A 22,593-nucleotide genomic window follows, 5' to 3' on the forward strand; every position below is an offset into this window, starting at 1 on the left:
GGAATGGCACTTGAGCTCAGAAAATTCCGTACAGCCTGGAAACAGGTATTCATCATTCAGCAGTCCTTTTGCCGGTGTTCAGTGTTGTCAAAACCATCGCTATTGCCCGCGGCGCAATAAGCGTCCGCGCCGCCATAGTCGTTCAGCGCCTTGAACGACAGACTCCGTATTCGGCCTGCGGCAGGAACAGCCATCTCATGGCTGGCACCTGGCGCCAGCAGCAGGTAGTCCTTGGCAACCACCCCACCCAACCGCACATCCTGTAAAGCGGCATGATAAGAAGTCGGATTACTCACGCGTAACGAGGTGGACGCCAGCGTCCAGCGCAGACGGTAGGCGGTTGCGGCAGGGTCTTCGGTAAGCCCGGCAGGACGATAGAACAGGTTGATGCGCTGGCGAATCGCAATGTTCAACGCGTTAGTAACGTCGGTGCGCCGTGGTATTTCCAGCACATAAACGTGCAGCAAGGATTCCTCGTTGAGCGGCATGCCCTGGCCCTGATACAAGACCCTGAGCGTCTGTTTGCCGCGGGCGTCGAGGCGCGCCAACTGCGGACTAAGCACGAAGGGCAGCTCGGCAGCGGCCTCTTCAAGATTACCGTCGGTATTGGCCGGGTCACTCAGCCAGGCCTGAATCAACACTTCACGGTCACTGCGATTGGCCACTTCGAGGCTCGCTTCGGGGAAACGGCCATCAAAGATCAGGCGTGTCCCGCTCAGAGACACGGCAGCCTGCAGATTAAAACTCGACAACAGGGCGGCGAGGCCCAGACAAATGAGCTTCGTCATTGGCAGATCACCCGAATGCGTTCGTAGGCACGTGAAGGATCACGGGCCGGGAGAGCGAAAGGCGCACGGCAGCTTTGCCCGGCCCACTTCACCTGCAACTCGCCGTAGTCCTGCTCGCTAAGAACCAGTGCCCGACTTGTCGGGTCAACCACCGCCAGGGCCTTGCCATTGAGGTCTTCGACACTCGCGCCCAAGGGGATTTTGCTGTCGTCGGCCTGAACCAGTTCAAACTGCACCCGACGCCCGGTTGAAGCCTTGAAGCGCACCACCGGCATCGCGCCACGACGCGGCACAATCTGGCTAACCGCGTTATCCAGTTCAACATCGGCGCCGAGTTGACGGGTATCCAGGCTGACCCAGTTGCTGCGATAGGGCTGCGCGTAAGGCAGCACGGCATATCCATTGGCAGCGGTTTCGACATTACTGAAGCTGGTCAGTCTGGCGCCGCCGACCTTTGTGACCTCCACCAAAGCAAAGGTTTCTCCCAGTGACTGCCCCAGGTTTATGCCGCCGCCATGAACCAGCACAGACCCGGAAGCCCCAAGACTGAAAGCATCGTAATCACGGCCCTGGCTGTAGCCTGCCTCGAAGCGCCCATAGGGCTGCGTGGTATTGAGCTTTCCTGAACCAAAACTTCCAGAGCTGCTGTCGTGCCCGGCCTGCACCGAATAGAACGCGTGACGCTGATCGAGAACCTGACCACTGAGGCCTGCCTGAGCGTTGTACTCGCCCGCACTGTCGCGTAAGCCATTGAAGGACAAGCGCGAAGAACTGGAGTTTTCACCCAGCGGGAAGGTCAGGCTGACCGCGACCCGGTTGTCATTTTCAGCCTGCCCGTCGCGACCGGACTGGCGATTGTTTTCCACAGACAGGCTGTAACTGAGCGACCGCCAGGCAGCGTTATACGCCAGGTAGAACTGTCGAGTCTTGCTGCCAAGATCCCAGTAACGCTGTTCGGACGCGGTCAGACTGAGACTACCGTACTGCGCAGGCAAGGTCTGCGTAACGGTCAGCTCCATGCGGTCTTTGGGACGGCCAGTCATTGCCCGACGGAACCGCGCTCGTGAGGATTCGACATGTTCGTTGAGGGACAGATAGCGCTCGGTGGAATAGCGATAACCCGCCACTGCGAAGGTAGTGTCAGTGGCATTCAAGGTGTTGGCGTATCGCAGGCGCACACTCTGCCCCGCTTGACGCTGATCATCGATTTCGCTGACGGAGTGGGTCACATCGGCTGACAGTGCGCCGTACCCGGTATTGAGACCCGCACCGACGTTGGTTGCCTGGTAATCCTCAGCCCACTGCAAACCGCCAAAGCCGGTGATCCGTTCGGACACGCCGTAAATCAGGGCAAGGCTGGCAAAGGTCGGAGTCGCAGCGTCATTGCTGCCGCTGTCGACCTGCCCTGTCGCAAGGCTGTAACGAAATGCGCCTTCGGGCACCATGACCGGCAGCGAAGCATAGGCCTGGGTGAAGGAACGCCGACGACCGTCGGCTTCAATGATGGTGACCTGCAGATCACCATTGGAACCGCTCGGGTAAATGTCACTGATCTCGAACGGCCCCGGTGAAACGTTGCCGCTGTAGAGCAGGAAGCCGTTTTGACGAACTTCAACCGATGCGTTGGTTTCGGCAGTGCCGCGAATCACCGGCGCATAGTTGCGTTCACTGTCGGGCAGCATGGCATCGTCAGAACTTACCCCCACACCCAGAAAACGCACACTGTCGAAAATTTGTGAGTCGGTGAATGTCTCGCCAAGGGTCAGTTGACTGCGCAGCGTGCTCAGATCCCGTTGCAGATAAGTCCGGTTGCTACTGAAGCGATAAGACTGATTGTCGGCGTAGACCAGGGAGGACTCGTTCCTCAGCCGCCATGCGCCCAGATTGAGGCCATTGCGCAGCCCCAGATAATACTGGTCGGTCTTCTCCCGCCGATTACTACGTCTGACAGCATTGAACGAGTAGCTGGAGAAGCCGACGGACTCGCCACCGTCCCACAACTCCGGAGGTACATAACCTCTGGCACTGCGCTGCATGACCGCTTGCGGCACGCTGATATTGAGGCGCAGCGTATTGGGTTGGTACTCAACCCGGGCGAACTCGACATTGGCAGGCAAATCAAAGCACGCCTGTGCGCTTTGCGTTGTCGGGTCGCCTGACAAACGACTGAGATCAAGCCCGAAAGTCTGAAGCATCTCCAGCGTCAGGCAGGGTTCGATACGGTCAGATAACGGGTTGTTGGCAAAGACAATATCGCGCCGACCGCTCAATGCGCGATTGACGTAAATGTCCACCCGATAGGTGCCAGGCAACAGCGTATTGGCCTGCAGGAACTCAGTAAGCTCTGGAGGCTGGTCGCTGCCCTGGATGAATGCTGTATTAAACTTTACCGGTTTAACCGGCGCGCTTTCGATTGCCCAGCCTTGCGCTGTAAATACCTGCATGACGACCAGAACCATACCGCCGGTTACCGACTTGAGTCTGAACCCCTTTGCTAAACGCAGGATGGATCCCGGAGTTGATTCCCCAATGTTTTTGTAAAGCCATTCCATTAGCAGTTTCCACTCGATCTGGAAGTTCTGAGCCTTGCCCGAATCCCTTTCAGGCAGGCACACAACTACTGAGCCATTGCGCGTGACGCGGCTTGAATTGGGTAAGTAACGCAGTGAAGAAAAACGAAGTGACCGTTATCGAGGTTCCACCGTGACGGCCTGTGTGATCTCGCCGGATTTCAGTGTGGTGCGGTATGCAACCTGACCGCCAAAATCATTGATGCTAATGAAGTTCAACGTCGCTCCATCGCCAAAAGCACTTAACGGTAGTTGCAGTTGCTGACCGGGGGCGATCATCTGGCTGTCATGGCTCAGCAACTTGTTGCCGGCACGCTGTGCGGTAATCATGACCATGGAAACGTGATACGGCCCCGGATTTTCAACGTGCAATGTATTATCTGCCGCCAGCTTCCAGCGCAGATATTCCGGCGCTTCGGCGACATCACCCACCAGCCCTTTGGGCCGGAAGAACAGCTTCATTCGCTGCCGGATGGCGATCTGCAATGTGTTTTGCGCAGCCACCTGAGGAATTTCCTGAACGTTGAGCCAGAGCACTGATTCGCGGTCCTGCGGCATGTCCTTGCCAGAATAGATAATCCGCACCAGTTGCCTGCCATCACTGGCTAAACGGGCAATCGCCGGGGTTATCACAAAAGGCAGGTTATTCGGATCTGTATGTTCGGCGCTTGGCTCCAGCCAACTTTGCACAAGGATCTCTTTATTGCCTGCGTTATGTACGCCGAAACTGACCTCCTTGTCTGAAGCGGGATAAATAATGCGTGTGGTATTTATGACGATGCTGGCCTGCACGCTCGCGCAGAACAGCAATGACCATAAAGCCGTTGCAGCCAACTGGGCTACACGACGGTAGAAAAACAAAAACATGCTGGCGCTCGCCTTGTACTCAGTATGAAATCCCACAGTGCCTTGATCAGACACGGTTCGCAGGGCCGAACTCAAACCGCGCGCGGCTTAAGCCGACTCTGCGAACGTCCATACCCTTCGATGTTCGATGGAGTAAGTAACCCGAAATGGAGCGAGCAATGCTCGCTCCATGCGGCGTATTACTCGTAATCCAGGGTGAACGGCAGATCGCCCATGGCTGTACCTGGTCGGGTTACCGTGCCATTCAGCATGTAGACCCCGGCCAGATTCAGCTCAGCGGTGGCACCACCGGCACCGTCCTTGACCAGCGGTTTGTCTATGGTGCCGGTTCCAGACAGATCCATCAGTTGATTCGAAGCGTTAAGCACACCAATGGCAACACCGCCTGCCGAACCGGTTACGCGAAGTAACTTGCTGTCATTGTCATCGGTACCATGACCCATTCCGGCTTTAAAGCGCATTTTCACAAGGTTGTATTGATCGGCACCCGCGGTGCAGTTGACCAGCAACTGAATGGGCGTCGCGGTCTCCAGTTTATTCTCACCAGAAGTACCAATGTCAGAGAACGAAACGTTACCCAGATCAACCGCAATATCGCCAGGCTGGGTGCCTGGGCCGGTGCCAGTGCCGGGTGAAACGCTGCAGGAAATGTTGGTCAGGGTGCCGGAAAACTTCAGCACACCATTGTTCGCAGCATTGGCGGTGTTAGCCAGGCTCAAAGCCAAAGCGCCACTAACGGCCAGGGCAAGAGTGATATTTTTCATAGTAACGACATTCCTTGTGTTATTTCGTGTATGCCCTAAATCGGACGCCACGCACTATAAGGTTCGATCTTTTGGATCGATGTCGGCTTTGTTACTTTAATCGTATGGAATAAGCCACGGAACTTGCAGGAACCTTCCGTAGGAATAACCGTAACTCTTTTGCAGCCCGCATAAACCGTGGCACTGAGATAATACCCGATAAAAAAGGTCAGGCAATACTTCACATAAAGTTGACGACATTGCTACAACGCTAAACTTTATTTGCAACCAGAGCTGTCACGCACCCGACAAGTATCAGGTTAGCGGAGGGATTCAGTTAGAGGATCCCAGGGTCATGCAGTAAAGAGATGACCTGCAGGAGCTAACGAGCACCGCGAGGCAGCGATAGCGGTCTGTCTGATCCACCGCGGTCGCGGCATCGCAGTGCACGTGCGCCTTCATCAAACATCACTTCTATAATGGATTTGAAACGCAAACCTTGTAGGAGCCAACTTGTTGGCGAGGCAGAACTTCTGACGATGCAGGTCCGACGTCTCGCCAACAAGTTGGCTCCTACAGGATTACCCGTTGCTGCGCGATAGCGCGGTGCCAGGAGCCTATTGATACGTGAGGGTCAGAACTCCGGCACCCGCCGGGTTGCCCTTCGATAATGATGCTGGCAGCGCCTGATACTGTGTCGAGAACGGGATGACGGAGCCAGTACAGGCGTTTTGCGCCGTATCAACCACAATGGACATATGGGCGGAAACGTTGACCCGTTGAGTGTTGCCCCCTCCAACCAGGCTCGTCGGCAGCACCGCGCAGCTGGCATTGTTGACGGCCCCGCTAAAACTCAGCTGACCGTTAGCGGCCGATGCGGTAAACGCACTCAGGCATAAAGGGCCGACAATCAGAAAGGCGATGACTTTGCGCGCCTCATGAACGACTTCAAACCAACGGTTCCCGCTTGAGACGCTGCACTTCATGGGCTTGCTCCAACTTGGTACGTTTTGATCAGCAAAGAAAACCAAATGGAACAGCAGGAAAATTTCCCGAGAATTCCTTTCTATAGATATCGTCTCCAGCCCGTGTTTCTTGATAACGTTCGTGCGCGTTGCGCCTTTCTTGCTGACAATTCTGACAGGTGGCCGTCACCCTGCTGACCGGGTTGACGGGCTATAAGAGAAGCGCCATCCACAACGACCCTCCTTCCCCGACTTTCCGGCGTCTCTCGAATGCGTAAACAGACCAGAACCGTCCTTGCCGTTGTTGTCATCACGGGCTTGATCGGTGTATCCAGCTGGACCCTGACCCGTCCGGCGACGGCAAAAGTCAGCACACCGACAGCGGTGCCGGTCAAAGTCGTCAAAGTGACCGAGGAGGATGTACCGCGTTTCGTCACGGGTATTGGTTCAGTGCTGTCTTTGCACAGTGTGATCATTCGCCCGCAAGTAGACGGCATCCTTACCAAAGTGCTGGTCAAGGAAGGGCAAACGGTCAAGGCCGGAGATTTGCTGGCGACGATTGACGACCGGGCCATTCGCGCCTCGCTGGAACAGGCCAAGGCTCAGCTTGCGCAAAGCAAGGCACAGCTGGACATGGCCCAGGTCGACCTGAAGCGCTATCGGCTGCTCAGTGAAGACAATGGCATCTCCAAACAGACTTTTGATCAGCAGCAAGCCACGGTCCATCAACTCAAAGCCACAGCGATGGGCAACGAGGCCGCGATCAACGCCGCTCAAGTGCAACTTTCGTACACCCAGATTCGCTCCCCGGTCACCGGCAGGGTCGGCATTCGCAACGTCGATGAAGGCAACTTCCTGCGCGTCAGCGATGCTCAGGGCCTGTTTTCGGTCACGCAGATTGATCCGGTCTCGGTGGAGTTTTCACTGCCGCAACAAATGCTGCCAACGCTGCAAGGTTTGATTGCTTCAAGCTCGCCAGCAGCCGTCAAAGCCTTCCTCGGTGATGGCGATAACGGCACGCTACTGGGAGACGGCAAGCTGACCCTGATCGACAACCAGGTCTCGGCCACCACCGGGACCATTCGCGCCAAAGCCGAATTCAATAATCCAAAACAGCTGTTGTGGCCAGGTCAACTGGTCACGGTGAAAATCCAGACAGCCATAGACCGCGATGCCTTGCGAGTGCCGCCGCAGGTCGTGCAACGCGGCATCGATCAACACTTCGCATTCCGGGTCAACGGCGACAAGGTCGAAGTGGTTCCGGTGCAGGTGCTGTATCAGGACAGCAGCCTGATGCTCATCTCCGGTCCCAAGGCGGGCGACGTGCTGGTCAGCGACGGTCAGTCACGACTCAAGGCAGGATCGAAAATCGAAGTGCTGCGTAACACGACAGAGACTAGCCAGACGGCAGAACTGGACGGCACACGATGAAGGGCCGTGGATCGGTTTCAGCCTGGTGCGTGGACCATCCGGTCGCCACTTTATTACTGACGTTTGCCATGGTCCTGCTGGGGACGATTGCGTTCCCGCGCCTGCCCGTCGCGCCGCTGCCTGAGGCCGAGTTCCCGACCATTCAGGTCACCGCGCAGTTACCCGGTGCCAGCCCGGAAACCATGGCTTCGTCAGTCGCGACGCCGTTGGAAGTGCAATTCAGCGCCATTCCCGGCATGACGCAAATGACCTCCAGCAGCGCTTTGGGCTCCACCAACCTGACCCTGCAATTTACCCTCAACAAAAGCATCGACACCGCCGCGCAGGAAGTCCAGGCCGCGATCAATACCGCAGCAGGCCGCCTTCCCGCCGACATGCCCAACCTGCCGACCTGGCGCAAGGTCAATCCGGCGGACAGCCCGGTGCTGATTCTCAGCGTCAGCTCCAATCTGATGCCGCCTACCGAACTGAGCGACGTAACCGAGTCATTGCTGGCGCGGCAACTGAGCCAGATCGACGGTGTGGGGCAGGTGTTCATTACTGGTCAGCAACGCCCGGCAATTCGCGTACAGGCTGCACCGGAGAAGCTTGCCGCACTGGGCCTGACGCTTGCTGATATCCGCGTCGCGGTGCAACAGACCAGTCTCAACCTCGCCAAAGGTGCGCTGTATGGCAAGGACAGCGTGTCCACCATCGCCTCCAACGATCAACTGTTTCGGCCTCAGGATTACGCGCAACTGATCGTCTCCTACAAGGACGGCGCCCCTGTTCACCTGAAAGACGTGGCGCGGGTCATCAACGGTTCGGAAAACGCTTACGTGCAGGCCTGGTCGGGCGATCAGCAAGGCGTCAACGTCACGATTTTCCGCCAGCCCGGTGCCAACATCGTGGAAACCGTGGACCGCATTCAGCGCGAGATGCCACGTCTGCTGGAAATGCTTCCGGCCTCGGTCGACGTCTCGGTGCTCAATGACCGGACACGAACCATTCGTGCCTCGCTGCACGAAGTGGAAATGACCCTGGTGATCGCCATTCTGTTGGTGGTCGCGGTCATGGCGCTGTTCCTGCGCCAGCTGTCGGCCACGCTGATTGTCAGCGCTGTGCTGGGTGTCTCGCTGGTTGCCAGCTTCGCGATGATGTACGTGTTTGGTTTCAGCCTGAACAACCTGACGCTGGTGGCGATTGTGGTGGCGGTCGGATTCGTGGTGGACGACGCCATTGTCGTGGTGGAGAACATTCACCGACACCTTGAGGCCGGTGACGGCATGCGCGAAGCGGCGATCAAGGGCTCCGGGGAAATTGGCTTCACGGTGGTGTCTATCAGCTTCTCTCTGGTGGCAGCGTTTATTCCATTGCTATTCATGGGCGGCGTGGTCGGGCGGCTGTTCAAAGAGTTTGCACTCACCGCCACCGCGACCATTCTGATTTCGGTTGTCGTTTCGCTGACCCTCGCGCCGACACTGGCGGCGCTGTTCATGCGCGCGCCGAAACATGATCCGCATGCAAAGCCAGGTTTCAGCGAACGCCTGTTGGCACTTTATGAGCGGGGCCTGAACAAGGCCCTGGCCCATCAACGGATCATGCTCGGGGTTTTCGGGCTGACATTTGTGCTTGCAGGCGTTGGCTACGTACTGATCCCCAAGGGGTTCTTTCCGGTACAGGACACCGCATTCGCCCTTGGCACCAGCGAGGCTGCGGCCGATATTTCCTATCCCGACATGGTGGAAAAACACCTGCAACTGGCGAAAATCATCGGTGCTGATCCGGCAGTGCAGGCGTTCTCCCATTCGGTTGGGGTTAGCGGCAGCAACCAGACCATCGCGAACGGGCGGTTCTGGATCTCCCTTAAACCCCGGGGTGAACGCGACGTTTCGGTGAGTGAGTTCATTGACCGGATACGTCCGAAGCTGGCGAAGATTCCCGGCATCGTTCTGTACCTGCGCGCCGGGCAAGACATCAACCTGAGCCCCGGTCCGAGCCGCAGCCAGTATCAATATGTGCTCAAAAGCAATGACGGTCCGCTGCTCAATACCTGGACCCAGCGCCTGACGGAAAAACTGCGCACCAACCCCGCATTCCGTGATTTGTCCAACGATCTGCAACTGGGCGGCAGCGTTACCCATATCAATATCGACCGCAGCGCTGCCGCTCGCTTCGGATTGACCACCAACGATGTCGATCAGGCCCTGTACGACGCTTTCGGCCAGCGACAGATCAGCGAGTACCAGACTGAAATCAATCAGTACAAAGTGATTCTGGAACTGGACGCCAAACAACGCGGCAAGGCCGAAAGCCTGGGGTATTTCTATCTGCGCTCGCCCCTGACCAACGAGATGGTGCCGCTGTCGGCGCTGGCCAAGGTCGGCGCGCCAACCATGGGGCCTTTGTCCATCGCCCATGACGGCATGTTCCCTGCCGCCAACCTGTCATTCAACCTGTCGCCCGGTGTGGCACTTGGCGATGCGGTGCGGATGGTCGATCAGGCCAAAAACGAGATCGGCATGCCAGCTTCCATCATCGGTAACTTCCAGGGGGCGGCGCAGGCGTTTCAGAGTTCACTGGCCAACCAGCCTTGGCTGATTCTGGCGGCGCTGGTGGCGGTGTACATCATTCTGGGTGTGCTTTATGAAAGCTTCGTCCACCCGTTAACGATCATTTCTACCCTGCCCTCGGCAGGTATCGGCGCACTGTTACTGCTGTGGTTGATGGGGCAAGACTTTTCGATCATGGCCTTGATCGGCGTGGTTCTGCTCATCGGTATCGTCAAGAAGAACGGTATTTTGCTGGTGGACTTCGCCCTCGAGGCGCAGCGTGACCGAGGCATGAGCCCACTGGATGCAATTCATGAAGCCTGCCTGACGCGTTTCCGTCCAATCATCATGACCACCCTGGCGGCCTTGCTGGGTGCCCTGCCCTTGATGCTCGGTTATGGTGTGGGTGCCGAACTGCGCCAGCCGCTGGGGATTGCCGTCGTCGGTGGTTTGCTGGTCAGCCAGATGCTGACGCTGTTTACGACACCGGTGATCTACTTGCAGCTGGAGCGGGTGTTTCATAAGCCAAAGGGATCCCAACCTGTGGGAGCGGCCGGGGTGGCGCTCCACCTTGCTCGCGATAAACGATAACGCGGTGGGTCTTCCAGCCGCGTCTCATGTATCGCGGGCAAGCACCGCTCCCACACAGACTGTGTGAAAACTACTGCGCTCGGCAATACTGCGTTAAAAACAGGCGAAAAATGCTCATTTAGAACACCTAGACTCCGCTTTTTCGCCTGTTTTTGCCTTGTCTTGCCGTCGCTCGCTACGTTTTCACACAGTCTGCACAGGAATGTATTCCAGCTGAAAAACTGTGTATTTTTTTTGCACCAAGAGACCCTGCCCCATGCGTGTCCTGATCATCGAAGACGAAGAGAAGACCGCTGATTACCTGCGTCGCGGTCTGACCGAGCAAGGCTTTACCGTGGACCTCGCTCGCGACGGCATAGAAGGCCTGCATCTGGCGCTGGAGAGCGATTACGAGGTGATTATTCTCGACGTGATGCTGCCCGGTCAGGATGGCTTTGGGGTGTTGCGCACATTGCGCGCCCGCAAACAGACGCCTGTGATCATGCTCACCGCCCGCGAGCAAGTGGATGACCGTATCCGTGGCCTTCGCGAAGGTGCCGATGACTATCTGGGCAAGCCGTTCTCATTTCTTGAGCTGGTCGCTCGCCTGCAAGCGCTGACCCGACGCAGCAGCGGTCACGAACCCATGCAAATCAGCATCGCCGATCTGTGGATCGACCTGATCAGCCGCAAGGCAACGCGCGCCGGGCTGCGCCTGGACCTGACAGCCAAGGAGTTCTCTTTGCTCAGTGTGCTGGCGCGCCGCCAGGGTGAAATCCTCTCCAAGACGTCCATCGCCGAGATGGTCTGGGACATCAATTTCGACAGTGACGCCAACGTCGTCGAAGTGGCGATCAAACGGCTACGCGCCAAGCTGGACGGCCCCTTCGAACAGAAATTACTGCACACGATTCGCGGCATGGGCTACGTGCTTGAAAGTCGTGCCGGAGAATCGCAGTGAGGACGGACTCCATCGCCCTGCGCCTGAGCGGCCTGTTCGCGCTCGTGGCGTTGCTGGTTTTTACCCTGATCGGCTGGGCGTTGTACCTGCAGGTTGATAAAAGCATGGCATTGCTGCCGGAAGCAGAGGCGGAAGCCCGCTACAGCGTGCTGGAATCCGCGGTCAATCGCCACAGCGACGTCGAGCACTGGGGCCGGATCAAAAACAAGCTGAAGCTGCTCAGCGAAGAAGACAAGCGCTTGCGTTTCTGGGTAGTCAGTGACAATCCGGTCTATGAGTTTGGCAACCCGGATGCCGACATTCGCCGTTTCGCCAATGGTCCCTTGGGCATGCGTGACCTGCAAATTGCCGGGCATGAATATCCGTTCAAGGTGTTGGTCAGCCAGTTCGACGCCAGGGAGCAACGCCCGCCGCTTCGTTTCCTGATTGCCGTCGATACCGATACATTTCTGCAAACCCAGCACTCGCTGATGATCGCTCTGATCGGTTTCGCGACGTTGGGCATCCTGCTGGCTTCGGTGCTGGGTTACTGGGCCGCGCGTATTGGATTGCGGCCGTTGACCAGTCTTTCACTGGAGGCGCGCAAGCTCACACCTCCCAGACTCTCCGGACGCCTGCAGATGACGCCGCTGCCACCGGAACTGAACCAGTTTGTAACGTCGTTCAACTCGACACTCGAGCGAGTCGAGCAGGCCTATGCGCGGCTTGAATCCTTCAACGCGGATGTCGCCCATGAACTGCGTTCGCCGCTGACCAACCTCATTGGTCAAACTCAGGTTGCCTTGACCCGAGGGCGTTCGGCGGAACACTACTTCGAGGTGCTGCAATCGAATCTGGAAGAGCTCGAACGACTGCGCTCGATCATCAATGACATGCTATTCCTGGCCAGCGCTGACCAGGGCAGCAAGGTAACGGAACTGACGTGCGCGTCTCTGGCTGAGGAAGTGGCGACCACACTGGATTATCTGGACTTCATTCTTGAGGATGCCCAGGTGCGCGTCGAAGTCCACGGTGATGCTCGTGTGCCCATGGAAAAGGCCCACTTGCGTCGGGCGCTGATCAACTTGCTGCACAATGCCGTGCAACACACCGAGGCTGGGCGAACGATTCGCGTGGAGATCACCGAGCAGACAGATCATGTCAGTGTGGGCGTCGCTAACCCCGGCACGCAGATCGCCAGTGAGCACCTGCCCAAACTGTTCGAACGTTTTTACCGGGTGGACGCCTCGCGCGCCAATAGCGGTGCCAACCATGGCCTGGGACTGGCCATCGTCAAAGCCATTGCGCTGATGCATGGCGGCAGCGTATTCGTGCACAGCCGCGACGGTATCAATACCTTCGGGATCAACTTGCCGTTGTGATGCTTTTCTTTGAAGCAAACCACACCTGACTAACGGGCCTGGAATTCAATCCTGCGGGGCAGACTGTGCGGCGATCCGACTTTCGCGCGATAAACAATGACGCAGTCTATTTTCCAGATGCGTCTCATGTATCGCGGGCAAGCCCTGCTCCCACAAGGATGAGTGTCCAGGCATGTGTTTTTTACAGATACAACACTCCAGCAAATAAAACGTGTTCACAAACACAATAAATCACTGCTGTTTCAACGCGCCCTGTATGGGTTATAAATACCGGATCGATAACCACTATCAATATATGAATTCCTTAAACCTCTTTTAAAACAAAGAGTTGAGGAAGATTTATTATTTACCGGGTTCACTCCGCGCAATGATTGCTCATCACGCCATGCAGGCACCGAATAAAAAATGGACTCGGCCAGAGATTTTCCTGGTGTGCGGCAGTGTGCTGGCAATCGCCGCCATTGCGATCATTGTTGTCTCGTTATTGACCCGTGAACGAAGGGATGCGAATGAAGCGGCAGCGCGGGCTTCGTCCAATATCGTGAGCCTGATTGATGCCGATGTATTGCGTAATGCAGAGCTTTACGACACCTCTCTACAGGGCATGATCAGCGCATGGCAAATGCCCGAACTGCACAACATTGCGCCCAAATTACGTCACCTGGTCCTGTTTGATCGCTCAACCGCTGCACGCTACAAAGGCGACCTGCTGTTGATAGACAAAGACGGCCGTATTCTCGCCGATTCCACATCACTGACGCCCCGCACGGTCAATCTTGCTGATCGCACGCACTTCCAGGAGCTCAGGCGTAACCCTTCAAGCGAGATGCTGGTGGGTGCGCCCTTCAAGTCCCGCGGCGGGTTCAAGGACTGGTGCATCAGCTTCAGTCGGCGGATATCGGGCGAGGACGGCTCTTTTCAAGGCATCGCCAGTGCGGCGATGCGCCTGGTGTATTTCAAGCAGTTGTTTCGCACGCTGGACATTGGTCCGGACAGCAACATCACGCTACTTAACACTGACGGCGTTCTGCTCGCCCGTCATCCAGAAATCTCCGGCAAGGACCTTATCGGCACCAGCTTTGCCAGCACCCCAAATTTCAAACGGATTATTGAAGAAGGTAATGGCAGTTTTTCTGGTACGTCATCCATCGACGGCAAAGAGCGCCTATACACGTTTTCCCATGTCGGCGATTTGCCGCTGATTGTTGTAGTAGGCCAGTCCGTCAAAGAGGTCTACGCCCTCTGGCATCGCAATGTTCTGCTGGTTGGTTTCGCAACCACCGTACTGTGTCTGGGTATTCTGTGGCTGAGCCTGCTGCTGCGCCGTGAATTAGGCCTGCGGCATCAGGCCGAAGAAGAGCTCAGAACCCGCGCCTCAACCGATGCGCTGACCGGGCTGGCCAACCGGCGTCGGCTCGATGAAGTGATTAAAAGCGAATGGATGCGCAGCATCCGTTCAGGCAAACCCGTTTCGCTGCTGGTGATCGATGTGGATCACTTCAAAGCCTTCAATGATCGCCACGGCCATCATGGCGGAGATGAAGCGCTACGCAACGTTGCGACGACCATCGCCAACAACATCAGAAGACCGGGTGATTTTGTGGCTCGTTATGGCGGCGAAGAGTTTGTCGTGGTGCTGGGTGAAACCGATATGGAGGGTGCCAGAGCCATCGCAGAGGTCATCAGGCAAGCCGTACAGGACATTGCCCCTTATGCGGGGGATAACCAGCCAATTACCGTCAGCATTGGTATCGCCTGTACAGAGGCGAATGCTGGCGCCCCTGTTGATACGCTGTTCAGCACTGCCGACAAGGCGCTGTATGTTGCCAAAAGCAACGGGCGCAACAGAGTTGAGCCGACTTAGGTTTTAGGGGATGTTGAGAAGAAGGCAGGGTTCAGTCAGTTGATTATCCAGCGATAACGTTGGCCTCTTCGCGAATAAATTCGCTCCTGCCGGCCCGAGGGAGGCCAAAAATATCGCTGAATTACAGCCATAAAAAAACGCCAGACTGGCTGGCGTTTTTTAGACAATCAAGTCTTAGTGTGCAGCTTTCTCGGCACGAGCAGCATTACGCAGGTCACGGACTTTATCGTGGTTAGCTTGTACGCCAACCAGTTGCTTGTCGATCAACGAGGTAACGGAAGCTGGCAGGTTTTTCTCAACCGCTTTCTGACGGGCTTCTTTGTAAGCCTTCAGCGCTACGTCTTCGCCGCGCTCTACTTCTTCCAGGATTGCTTTGTCGTCTTTGCCGGTCAATACCGACTTCAGGTCAACCCATGCGCGGTGCAGGGTGCCGCTTACGCTGGAAGAGGTTTCTGGATCGCCGCCCAGTGAACGTACTTCAGCCTGCAGTTCAGCGACAGAAGTTTTGATTTCTGCAGAACGGCTCAGGAAGTAAGCCTTGATCGCAGGGTTTTTGATATCTTCTGCGCTGGTCTGAAAACCCTTTTCGCCATCTTTGCTGGTTTCGATCAGGTCGTTCAGAAGGGAGATCGATTCTTTATTGATGTCAGTCATTTTCAAGTTCCTTATGGGCAGGTTTATACAAAATGATTTGCATGCTTAGGTAATTGCAGGGGGCATGCCAGCTTTTTTGAATAAACTTAAACCTTTAAAATCAATGACTTATATTAAACACCATACAGATGAGTCGTGATTTCTGCATGAACTGTCCTTTGGCCTGCATGCAGAATGCACGTATCGTCAGGGTGTTTTGAAATCAGGTAACGCGAAGCTCATGGATCCGGAAAAACTTTTGCTGCTGGTCACCCGCGAAATGCCGTTTGGCAAATACAAAGGCCGCCTGCTGGCCGACTTGCCGGGCCAATACCTGAACTGGTTTGCGCGGGAGGGCTTCCCCAAGGGAGAGCTGGGCAGCCTGCTGGCGTTGATGCAGGAGATTGACCATAACGGCCTGTCGGAGCTGCTGGAACCGCTGCGCACGGGGCCGCGGAAGAAGTACAGCGATCGCCAATAGCAGTGGATTTCCGGGGCGCCATCCAATGTTGCGTGCAAATTGCCCTTGTAGGCGCTCACGAGCACCGCGAGGCAGCGATGGCGCGTCCTGTCTGGAATACCGCCATCGCGGCCTCGCGGTGCTCGTGCGCTCCTACAGGTTCTATGTTTGCTGCGCGACAGCGTGGTTTTAGTGACACCGGGGCGACTCCTACAGGATTGTGTTCACAGTGGCTTCTACAAAACGTGTCATTCAGTCAGAAAGAGAGGACGCAATGCTCAAGCAACAGGCAAGGGATGAACAGTTCTGGCAGGCAATCGCCGGGCGCTACGACGTTGAGCCAGGGCCGATCAATCTGGAGAACGGCTACTTCGGGCGTATGACACGTGAGGTCATGGAAGACTATCGTCGCAATATTGATTATGTGAACCGTAGCAACTCGGTCTATGTGCGTCGTCAATTTGATACCCATGACAGCGGCATGATCCACGCCGAACTGGCGCAGCTGCTACAAGTCAGCGCAGAAGAAATCGCAATCACCCGCTGCGCATCCGAATCGTTACAGTCGCTGATCCGCAACTACAACCAGCTGCAACCTGGCGATCAGGTGCTGATCTGTGATCTGGATTACATCAGCGTGCAGTCTGCCATGCGCTGGCTGGCCAAAAGCCGTGGCGTCGAAGTCATAGAGATTTCCCACGTCCACCCCGCTACCTACGAAAGCCTGTTGAACAGCTATCAGCAAGCCTTCGAGCAATATCCACGGCTCAAGCTGATGGCGCTGACCCACGTCACTCACCGCACAGGGCTGGTAATGCCGGTTCAAGCCATTGCGGGCCTGGCGAAAGAGCACGGCGTGGATATCATCCTTGACGGTGCCCACGCATTGGGCCAACTGGATTTCAAACTCGACGAGCTGGGCGTGGCGTTCGCGGGCTACAACCTGCAGAAGTGGATTGGCGCGCCGTTGAGCCTTGGGTTTATCTATGTAGCGCGGGAGAGGATTTCAGCCATCGACCCGGACATGGGCGACACCCGCTACTCCCCCGATAACATTCTGTCGCTGGTGCCTTATGGCACACCGAACATTCCGGCCTGGATGACCCTGCCCAAGGTGTTCGAAGAGCATGCGGCGATGGGTGGCTCGGCCAGTAAAGGCGCACGCCTGAACTACCTGCGCGACTTGTGGGTAAAGCCGTCCAGAGAGCTGGACCATATCGAGATTCTGACCCCGGACGATCCGCGGCTGTATTGCGGGATCACCGCGCTGCGCTTCACCCGTCAGGCAGATCAGCAGAAGATGGTTAAGCGCTTGCTGGAGGACTACAACCTGTTCACCGTCGCCCGTGAGGGCGCAGCGTGCGGGCCTTGTATCCGGATTACGCCGGGGTTCAGTACCTCGGCGGCGGATATGGGGTTGTTGGTGGAGGCGCTGCAAAAGCTCGTGTGAATGCCGAACTTCGAACTGTGGGAGCGGTGCTTGCCCGCGATAAGGCTGGACGCGATCTAAAGTGAACCGCGTCCAGCCTAATCGTCGGAATGCCGCCCAGACCAAGCTCTGCTCCTATCAAACAAAATATAACTATATGATTTGGAATGCTTTTTACTGTAGGAGTGAGCTTGCTCGCGATAGCTCCAGTACAGGCAATATATTCATCGACTGACAGGCCGAATCGCGAGCAATGTGGATCGCCACCCCGGTCACTCCTACAGGGTCCGTGTTTGCTGCGCGACAGCGTGGTGTCAGGGACACCGGGGCGACTCCCACAGGGGAATGTATTGCGGCTCAACAGCGGATTAATCAATCAAACAACGCCATCGCCTGCGCGGTGGCTTCCTGGATACGGCCCCAGTCGCCGTTCTTGACCCAGGCATTGTCGATCATCCACGTACCGCCGACGCACATGACGTTAGGCTGCGCCATGTAGCTCTTGAGGTTGTCGGCGTTGACGCCGCCGGTTGGGCAGAAACGCACTTCATTGAACGGGCCGCCAAGGGCTTTGATCGCCGCAACGCCGCCGCTGATTTCTGCCGGGAACAGCTTGAAACGACGGTAGCCCATCGCGTAGCCGATCATGATTTCCGACGCACTGCTGATACCGGGTAACAGCGGCAGCGGGCTGTCGAGCGCCGCTTGCAGCAAATCTTGCGTACTGCCTGGCGTGACGATGAATTGTGAACCGGCTGCCTCGGCCTCGGCCAGCATGTGCCGGTCGAGAATGGTGCCAGCGCCGACGCAAAGCTCAGGGCGCTGCTCACGAAGAATGCGGATTGCGCTCAGGCCAAACGCCGAACGCAAGGTGACTTCCAGCGCCGTCATGCCACCGGCAGCCAAAGCATCCGCCAGCGGCAGGACGTCTTCGTCACGCAGGATGGTGATGACCGGCAAAATCTTTGCCTTGGCGCAGAGGTCGTCAATCTGCTTGATCTTGTTCGCCATGCTGTTCAGCGGCTGAGTGGTATCGACGGTGTTCATGGCGGCGGATCCTTTTGTTATGGGCACCAGTAAATCTCAAGTGAAGAGTCAAGAAAGGCGCGTATTGGCATTTCAGCGAGGTCATCGCCCGCCAATGCGGCCCGCAGGGTGTCGAGTTTGGCCTGACCGGAAACCGACAGAATCGGCAGGCGCGCCGAAGCCAGCAGTTGACGGGTCATGGTCAGGCGTTGATGCGGAACAGCTGGTGCCAGCATCGGCAAGCAACGACGAGTACTGTCCAGTCGCAACGCTTCGCTCAGGTTCGGACTGTTCGGGAACAGCGACGCGGTATGACCGTCATCGCCCATGCCCAGAATCAGCACGTCAATCGGTGGCAGTTCGGCCAGCGCCTGATCAGCCGCGTCGGCGGCCTCTTCAAGGCTCGGCGCGACGGTGTATAGACCGAAGAAGCGCGCCTTGGCCGCAGGACCTTGCAACAGGAAACGCTGCAGCAGCCCGGCATTGCTGTCGGCGTGCTCAACGGGCACCCAGCGCTCATCAGCCAGGCTGATAACCACTTTCGACCAGTCCAGCGGCTGCTGCGCCAGGCTCTGGAAAAACGCCACCGGGCTACGGCCACCGGAGACCACCAGCGTCGCGACGCCCTTGGCGTTGATTGCAGCGCTGAGCTGTTCGGCTACATTGGCTGCCAGCGTCTCGGCCAGCAGCTGCGGATTATCGAATTCACGGGCCACGAGGCCCTGCGGAAATTCAAGTTCACATATCGCCATACCACGATCTCCCATCACGAGTAATCAGGGCAATGGAGCTCATCGGCCCCCACGTTCCGGCGGGGTAAGGCTTGGGCGCATCGCCCGCCTTTTTCCAGCCGGCGATCAACTGATCGCACCATTGCCAGGCGTACTCAATTTCATCTTTGCGAACAAACAGGTTCTGATTGCCGCGCATGACTTCCAGCAACAAACGTTCGTACGCATCAGGCACGCGCGCGCTGCGGTAAGTGTCGGAAAAATTCAGTTGCAACGGGCCGCTGCGCAGCTGCATGCCTTTGTCCAGGCCCTGATCCTTGGTCATGACCTGCAAAGAAATGCCTTCGTCCGGCTGTAGGCGAATGATCAGGCGATTGCTGATCTGCATGCGTTGCTCAGGGGCGAAGATGTAGTGCGGCGGCTCTTTGAAATGGATCACGATCTGCGACAGTTTTTGCGGCATACGCTTGCCGGTACGCAAATAGAACGGTGTACCTGACCAACGCCAGTTACGGATATCGGCACGCAGGGCAACGAAGGTTTCGGTGTCGCTCTGGGTGTTGGAATTCTCTTCTTCCAGATAACCCGGCACAGCCTTGCCTTCGCTGTAACCCGCGGTGTACTGACCGCGAACCACTTGAGTGGCGAGGCGCTCAGGCGTAAACGGTGCAAGAGCCTTGAGCACCTTGACCTTCTCGTCACGAATACTGTCGGCGGACAGATCACTCGGCGGGTCCATGGCGATCAGACACAGCAATTGCAGCAAGTGGTTCTGGATCATGTCGCGCAGTTGCCCGGCCTGATCGAAATACCCCCAACGGCCTTCGATACCCACCTTCTCCGCAACGGTGATTTCCACGTGGGAGATGTGATTCTGGTTCCACTGGGTTTCAAACAGGCTGTTGGCGAAACGCAAGGCGATCAGGTTCTGAACGGTGTCCTTGCCCAGATAATGGTCGATGCGGTAGACGCGGGTTTCCGGCAGGAACTGCGCCACGGCATCGTTGACACGACGCGACGAGGCGAGGTCGTGGCCGATGGGCTTTTCCAGCACGGCACGGGTGCGCTCGGTCAGGTTGACCGATGCCAGGTTTTCACAGATCGCGCCGTATACCGAAGCCGGCGTGGCGAAGTAGGCAATCAGGGTTTCCGCATCGCCCACACGCTCCGCCAGCGCGACGTAATCCTCGGCCTTGAGAAAGTCGACGTGCAGGTAACTCAGACGCGCCTGGAAACGCTCCACGTGTTCAGTTTCAAGCTGTGCTTCGGGAACAAAGCGGCGTAATGAATCTTCGATGTGTGCCAAATGCTGCTGTGCGTCGCCAGACTCACGCGCCAACGCAAGAATTCGCGTGTCAGCGTGCAGCAATCCAGCGCGGTCGAGCTGATAAAGCGCCGGGAACAGTTTGCGCACTGCCAGGTCGCCCAAGGCGCCAAACAAGGCAAAAGTGCACGGTTCAACCGTAATCGAGAGCATAATGTTGGTTCTTTTATCAAGTTAAGCTACAAATACCTTTTTTAAAGGCGTTACTCAAGGCCATATGTAGTAATAACCACAACATTCCATCTAGAAGCATATTCCAGTGGTGATCAACACAGGCCCTGAGTACGATAGGCCACCTTTGCTACAGGCTAAAGGCCCTATGTGCCTGCCCTCAAAAAAACCTGAGCAAATCTGCCTGATTAGGACTTTGAATGGACCACTCAAGAAATCTTCTGGAGCAGATCCAGAGCCGCCTCGAAGAGCTCAACAAAGCGGAGCGCAAGGTAGCTGAAGCGATTCTTCTTAACCCACAACAAGCAACTCGCTTCAGTATCGCGGCATTGGCTCAGGCTGCAAAAGTCAGCGAGCCGACCGTCAATCGATTCTGCCGCTCATTTGCAGTCAGCGGTTATCCAGAGCTCAAATTGCAGTTGGCACAAAGTCTGGCCAGCGGTGCCGCGTACGTCAGTCGTGCAGTGGAAGCCGACGATGATCCCGAGGCTTACACCAAGAAGATCTTCGGCAGCGCGATTGCGTCGCTGGACAGTGCCGTCCAGCAACTGGATCCGGCGCTGATCAGCAAGTCTGTGGACATGTTGATTCAGGCGCGGCAGATCCACTTCTTCGGGCTGGGTGCCTCGGCACCTGTGGCGCTGGATGCCCAGCACAAATTCTTCCGTTTCAATCTGGCGGTGACCGCTCACGCCGACGTGCTCATGCAGCGCATGATTGCCTCGGTGGCCCACACTGGTGAATTGTTCGTGATCATTTCCTATACAGGCCGCACGCGGGAACTGGTGGAAGTGGCACGTATTGCCCGGGCCAATGGCGCTTCAGTGCTGGGCCTGACCGCTGCCGGTTCGCCGCTGGCGCAGGCCAGCACCGTGAGCCTGAATATCCCGCTGCCGGAAGACACCGATATCTACATGCCGATGACCTCGCGGATCATCCAGCTCACCGTGCTCGATGTGCTGGCTACCGGCATGACCCTTCGCCGCGGCGTGGACTTCCAGCCGCACCTGCGCAAGATCAAGGAAAGCTTGAATGACAGCCGGTATCCGGTTGAGGATCAGGGGTAGCGCTTAAAGCTTTCTGTAGGAGCTGCCGAAGGCTGCGATCGCGGCGTATCAGGATAAATGCTTCGCAGCCTTCGGCAGCTCCTACAGAAAACGCATTTCAATCCAGTAGTTGCATGTTGGCTCCTGTGTTTGACTTCAATGCAGCAAACACGCCTGCAAACTCAGCTCGACCAGCTCGCCCGGTGCCAGGCTCAGGCTTTCATCGCCGCCTGACGCCGCTTCGACACAGACAAAACCGGATGCCTCATTGCCCGCCACGCCTAGCAGCGGCCTGTTACCGGGATGCCAGACGACAGTGTTGGCGTTATCACGGCTGTTGATCCCCAGGCGACGCTGCCAGGTTTGATCTTCCAGTTGCAGCGCCCCGGTGTGTTCAAACACCCGCTGACAGCCGCCAGCAACGCGTAGCTCGCCTTCCTGCCGACACACCCGTCGATTCAACTGATCGTAGCCCTGAGCGCCTTCCAGCCCCTGCAACGCAATGTCTTCCACATCACTGATTCGCCAGTAAGCATGCAAAGCGTGGCCAAACTGGCAAGGCTCGCTGTCTTCATGACAGGTGCTGAGCCGCAGGTTCATGCCCTGCCCCAGTTCGGCATACAAGTCAGCCTGCCAGTCACACAGCTGCAAACGCCAGTGCAGGCTGACGCCGGACTCGCTCTCGTGGCTGTCGATCAGCTTCCAGTCCACCAATCGCCCCCAGCCATGCGCAGGCCAGCCGGGTTCATTCGGGTGCTTTCCATGCCAGGGCCAACACACTGGCACTCCACCGCGAATCGCGCCCACCTGCGGCCAGCGCGACGCACACCAGAGCCAGGGTTTCTGCCCCGTGGGCTGGAAATGCAGCAGTTGAGCACCCTGACGACTGAAGGCGGCCTGGCACAGCGGATGATTGATCAGCAGCACATCGCGGTGCTGATGACGCTCCCACTCAAAAGTCGGCCGGGTACGTCGGGATGTGAAGAATCGCTGTAGGGGGTGTTCGGACATCCAATCCGCTCCAGTCGAAAAATTGCTTGGAAGACTCTAACTGTGGGAGCAGAGCTTGCTCGCGATAAGGCTGGACGCAGTTCACTTCGGATCGCGTCCAGCCTTATCGCG

General features: G+C 57.0%; 18 protein-coding genes. 8 read left to right on the top strand and 10 right to left on the bottom strand.

Annotated elements, in window-relative coordinates; translation table 11 throughout:
• Positions 1-56: 56 nt before the first annotated feature.
• The 5 genes from RX972_RS11830 to RX972_RS11850 form a co-directional block, all read right to left on the bottom strand.
• Positions 57-788, bottom strand: a complete 732-nt coding sequence (locus tag RX972_RS11830; protein WP_316875498.1) for a molecular chaperone — start codon at positions 786-788, stop codon at positions 57-59.
• Entirely contained in the window at positions 785-3,232 is a 2,448-nt protein-coding gene (locus RX972_RS11835; protein WP_316875500.1) for a fimbria/pilus outer membrane usher protein, read from the bottom strand. Before RX972_RS11835 ends, RX972_RS11830 begins: the two co-directional genes overlap by 4 nt.
• A gap of 243 nt (positions 3,233-3,475) precedes the next feature.
• Entirely contained in the window at positions 3,476-4,225 is a 750-nt protein-coding gene (locus RX972_RS11840) for a molecular chaperone (protein ID WP_316875540.1), read from the bottom strand.
• A gap of 179 nt (positions 4,226-4,404) precedes the next feature.
• A complete protein-coding gene (locus tag RX972_RS11845) occupies positions 4,405-4,989 on the bottom strand; it encodes a fimbrial protein (RefSeq protein WP_231676945.1) in 585 nt (194 codons plus the stop codon).
• A gap of 596 nt (positions 4,990-5,585) precedes the next feature.
• A complete protein-coding gene (locus RX972_RS11850) occupies positions 5,586-5,954 on the bottom strand; it encodes a hypothetical protein (protein WP_316875503.1) in 369 nt (122 codons plus the stop codon).
• A 249-nt stretch (positions 5,955-6,203) separates the two neighbouring features.
• Here RX972_RS11850 and RX972_RS11855 point away from each other — a divergent pair, with 249 nt between their 5' ends.
• The 5 genes from RX972_RS11855 (at position 6,204) to RX972_RS11875 (ending at position 14,651) form a co-directional block, all read left to right on the top strand.
• Complete coding sequence (locus tag RX972_RS11855) at positions 6,204-7,364, top strand: efflux RND transporter periplasmic adaptor subunit (protein ID WP_122707917.1); 1,161 nt, start codon at positions 6,204-6,206, stop codon at positions 7,362-7,364.
• Positions 7,361-10,486 carry a multidrug efflux RND transporter permease subunit gene (locus tag RX972_RS11860; protein WP_316875506.1) on the top strand — a complete coding sequence of 1,042 codons (3,126 nt, stop codon included), beginning with the start codon at positions 7,361-7,363 and terminating at the stop codon, positions 10,484-10,486. Before RX972_RS11855 ends, RX972_RS11860 begins: the two co-directional genes overlap by 4 nt.
• Before the next feature lie 256 nt (positions 10,487-10,742).
• Positions 10,743-11,426 (top strand): heavy metal response regulator transcription factor, encoded by a 684-nt coding sequence (locus RX972_RS11865; RefSeq protein WP_316875508.1) that lies wholly within the window; start codon positions 10,743-10,745, stop codon positions 11,424-11,426.
• Complete coding sequence (locus tag RX972_RS11870) at positions 11,423-12,787, top strand: heavy metal sensor histidine kinase (RefSeq protein WP_316875510.1); 1,365 nt, start codon at positions 11,423-11,425, stop codon at positions 12,785-12,787. Before RX972_RS11865 ends, RX972_RS11870 begins: the two co-directional genes overlap by 4 nt.
• Before the next feature lie 367 nt (positions 12,788-13,154).
• A complete protein-coding gene (locus tag RX972_RS11875) occupies positions 13,155-14,651 on the top strand; it encodes a diguanylate cyclase domain-containing protein (protein ID WP_316875511.1) in 1,497 nt (498 codons plus the stop codon).
• A gap of 174 nt (positions 14,652-14,825) precedes the next feature.
• Here the strand turns inward: RX972_RS11875 and RX972_RS11880 are convergent, their stop codons facing one another.
• Positions 14,826-15,305 (bottom strand): PA2169 family four-helix-bundle protein, encoded by a 480-nt coding sequence (locus tag RX972_RS11880; protein ID WP_027901048.1) that lies wholly within the window; start codon positions 15,303-15,305, stop codon positions 14,826-14,828.
• 220 nt (positions 15,306-15,525) lie between these two features.
• Here RX972_RS11880 and RX972_RS11885 point away from each other — a divergent pair, with 220 nt between their 5' ends.
• Together RX972_RS11885 and RX972_RS11890 are read left to right on the top strand one after the other, a co-directional pair.
• Positions 15,526-15,765 carry a DUF3820 family protein gene (locus tag RX972_RS11885; RefSeq protein WP_027901049.1) on the top strand — a complete coding sequence of 80 codons (240 nt, stop codon included), beginning with the start codon at positions 15,526-15,528 and terminating at the stop codon, positions 15,763-15,765.
• Between the two features lie 253 nt (positions 15,766-16,018).
• The gene (locus RX972_RS11890) at positions 16,019-17,194 is read left to right on the top strand and encodes an aminotransferase class V-fold PLP-dependent enzyme (protein WP_316875515.1); all 1,176 of its coding nucleotides are present in this window, start codon (positions 16,019-16,021) and stop codon (positions 17,192-17,194) included.
• Positions 17,195-17,545: 351 nt separating this feature from the next.
• Here the strand turns inward: RX972_RS11890 and RX972_RS11895 are convergent, their stop codons facing one another.
• The 3 genes from RX972_RS11895 to zwf are packed head-to-tail and all read right to left on the bottom strand — an operon-like array spanning position 17,546 to position 20,407.
• Positions 17,546-18,220, bottom strand: coding sequence for a bifunctional 4-hydroxy-2-oxoglutarate aldolase/2-dehydro-3-deoxy-phosphogluconate aldolase (locus tag RX972_RS11895; protein ID WP_263270765.1), 675 nt, complete (start codon positions 18,218-18,220; stop codon positions 17,546-17,548).
• A 17-nt stretch (positions 18,221-18,237) separates the two neighbouring features.
• On the bottom strand, positions 18,238-18,951 hold the full coding sequence (pgl, locus tag RX972_RS11900) for a 6-phosphogluconolactonase (RefSeq protein WP_122707931.1): 714 nt from the start codon (positions 18,949-18,951) through the stop codon (positions 18,238-18,240).
• Complete coding sequence (zwf, locus tag RX972_RS11905; RefSeq protein ID WP_027901053.1) at positions 18,938-20,407, bottom strand: glucose-6-phosphate dehydrogenase; 1,470 nt, start codon at positions 20,405-20,407, stop codon at positions 18,938-18,940. The genes pgl and zwf overlap by 14 nt, the downstream gene beginning before the upstream one ends.
• Before the next feature lie 218 nt (positions 20,408-20,625).
• Between zwf and RX972_RS11910 the strand changes: the two genes are divergently transcribed.
• Positions 20,626-21,492: a MurR/RpiR family transcriptional regulator gene (locus RX972_RS11910; RefSeq protein ID WP_027901054.1), complete on the top strand. Its 867-nt coding sequence runs from the start codon at positions 20,626-20,628 to the stop codon at positions 21,490-21,492.
• A 135-nt stretch (positions 21,493-21,627) separates the two neighbouring features.
• On the opposite strand, the gene RX972_RS11915 is transcribed toward RX972_RS11910, so the two are convergent.
• On the bottom strand, positions 21,628-22,482 hold the full coding sequence (locus tag RX972_RS11915) for a D-hexose-6-phosphate mutarotase (protein WP_255878981.1): 855 nt from the start codon (positions 22,480-22,482) through the stop codon (positions 21,628-21,630).
• Positions 22,483-22,593 lie beyond the last annotated feature (111 nt).

This window comes from Pseudomonas syringae group sp. J309-1, from assembly GCF_032582135.1.
GTDB classification, from domain to species: domain Bacteria; phylum Pseudomonadota; class Gammaproteobacteria; order Pseudomonadales; family Pseudomonadaceae; genus Aquipseudomonas; species Aquipseudomonas quasicaspiana.